Genomic DNA, 2,481 nt, shown 5'->3' on the forward strand with positions numbered 1-2,481 from the left:
GTGATCTACTAATACTGACGTATAAGAAGTTGTCCCAAGTATCTCAAATAAAATATTGTCGATAGCAGGCGATTCCTGATGAGCTTTGGCAGCTTCAAGTGCCGCTAAGCCATTTTTCAAGACACGTTGGTTAGCACCCTGGACAATATGTGCACCAATGGTATTATTGTAGGCTAATTCTCGTCCTTCAGCTGAAAAAGATACTTCCACTTCTTTGGAAATCGCGTCACCGATTCCGGCCCAAATATATTGCTCAGGTGCCTCAGCAATAATAGTTGAGTCGGCAAATGAATGGACGGCCGGTGCATGTAACCGGTATGAACCCGATGATTCATGGTCGTCATTGTATAAGACGCAAACGGCTGAAGTTGGCGCACAGTTTGAGGCAATTGTTGGGAAAGTGAAAATTGGCTTTTCAAGTTTAGCTGAAACTGTTTTACCAGCATCAATGGCACGCCCGCCACCAACCGCAAAAATCATATCTGCTGCTTGAACTTGGTTTAAAGCGGCAAGGCGGTCAATGTTTGAATAAGAAGCTTCGCCCCCATACCATTCAATGGCGGTAATGGTTAAACCGGCTGCTTGAATCGCTGGTTTCAATCTTGGTAAAGCCTTTTCTAAAGCAGTTTCTCCACCTATGATGGCTACTTTCTCTCCTGCAAAACCTGCGAATTTTTTAATATCGTCATAGGCATCCGGCCCAATCGTAAAACTTGGTAAATTCACTGATATACTCATATTCATTTCCTTCTTCCTTAAATTCATTGCAATTAATATACCATTCAACATATCAATATTCGAAGAATCGACCTCCTATTTTGGGTACCGATTAGCTATCAATTGTTATCCTTATTAGCTATCATCTTGAAAAAGTAGTCTAAGTTGACCCTACCCCAGTGTTTGTTGGTATAATAGATTGGAAATCAAAGTTTGGAGTGACAGTATGAATAATAAAGTATCCACATATAAACGCGTTATAGGCGTTACGGGGAACCACAATGCACTTGATCATGATTGGGATGAATTTATGCGTGATTATAGTCCGCATGGTTATAGTAAATCATTAACTATGGCTGGCCATATGCCACTTATTATCCCATTACAAGAAGACTTAGCTTTGGCAGAGCAGTATGTTGCCAAATTGGACGGGCTTGTATTTACTGGTGGCCAAGACGTTTCACCTCTACTATACAGCCGTGAGCCTTCACCTAAATTACAAAGTGTCTATCCCCCACGAGATCGTTGGGAACGGGCGCTATTTGAAGCTGCCACCAAAAAGAATATCCCGATATTAGCTATTTGCCGCGGTTTCCAGTTAATTAACATTTTGTTGAATGGTACCGTCTATCAAGACTTGAGCGAGTACCCCATCGGTCAAGCAAATGCTGTTCAGCACATACAGAATTGGAGTCGTATGCACTTCCCGCACCACTCAATCCAATTGGAAAAAGAGTCTATCATCAGCAACCTGTTTGATAATCCAAAAACACTACTGATCAATACCTATCACCACCAAGTGATTGAAGACCTATCACCCCTACTTAAGGCAACAGCCTGGGCCAATGATGGGGTCATTGAATCCTATGAAGTGGACAAGTCCAAATCAACCTATAATATTTTAGGGGTACAGTGGCATCCGGAAATGATGACAGATAACATTGAAGACAATATGCTACCAATATTTGAGTGGTTCAACAATTTCTAATAAAATTAAACGCTTTCTTTTTCTAGTGAATTGGCTTTGAATGTACTGGTAACAAGGTATCGACGCTAATCAAACCTACGAAGACTTTACTGCTGAACTAGAAAATCAGTAAAAGAAGTGAATGTATACAATAACAAGATAAGCTGCAAAAAAGAACTGCCTGCTCACTCTAATTTAGAGAAAGCGGCAGTTCTTTTATTTAAAATGACTTTTGTCAATTATTCACTTTATTTTTATGGAAATATTTATCTAATTCTGTCACCAATAAGACAATAACACCTACACCAATGGCAATCAACCTACCTACCTAAAGTTGACGGCTTTTGCGTCCCTACTTTAGGTGGTTCTTGTGATGTATTTATTTTTTGTAAAATAGTAACCGAAGTTTTGCTAACAATTAATTAAGATTAAGCAAACAACATTAATCAGCGCGCAAGGCTTCAGCGGCGTCTTTCTTCGCTGCCATCCGGGCTGGAATATGACCCCCAATAACTGTTAATACAGTTGAAATAATTAACAGGACAACGGCATGTACTGGGTCTAAAATGGCTACATTTTTAAGGTCTGTTAAGGATTCAATCAGTATATTGATTGGGAATGTTAATAAGTAAGCAGTCCCGACACCAATTAAGCCAGAAAGCACACCTAGGATTAAAGTCTCAGAGTCAAATACACGGGTGATGTCTTTTTTTCGAGCACCTAAGGCTTTAAGGACACCTATTTCTTTAGTACGTTCAAGGACTGATGTATAGGTGATAATCCCAATCATAATCATC

3 protein-coding genes are annotated in these 2,481 nt (G+C 39.9%); 1 reads left to right on the forward strand and 2 read right to left on the reverse strand.

All coding sequences use genetic code 11. The annotated features are described in order from the left end of the window. A partial coding sequence (locus ACRCJ0_RS11950; RefSeq protein WP_431390554.1) for an iron-containing alcohol dehydrogenase occupies window positions 1–744 on the reverse strand: 744 nt, incomplete at its 3' end. 199 nt (window positions 745–943) lie between these two features. Between ACRCJ0_RS11950 and ACRCJ0_RS11955 the strand changes: the two genes are divergently transcribed. Further along, window positions 944–1,705: a gamma-glutamyl-gamma-aminobutyrate hydrolase family protein gene (locus ACRCJ0_RS11955; protein WP_431390555.1), complete on the forward strand. Its 762-nt coding sequence runs from the start codon at window positions 944–946 to the stop codon at window positions 1,703–1,705. Window positions 1,706–2,126: 421 nt separating this feature from the next. Here ACRCJ0_RS11955 and ACRCJ0_RS11960 read toward each other — a convergent pair. Then, the coding region (locus ACRCJ0_RS11960; protein ID WP_431390556.1) for an ABC transporter permease at window positions 2,127–2,481 on the reverse strand (355 nt) is incomplete at its 5' end.

Source organism: Aerococcus sp. L_32 (assembly GCF_050689315.1).

What these genes read in the sequence shown, in the direction of transcription:
- ACRCJ0_RS11955 (WP_431390555.1), top strand. Translation starts at nt 944, where the DNA reads ATGAATAATAAAGTATCCACATATAAACGCGTTATAGGCGTTACGGGG.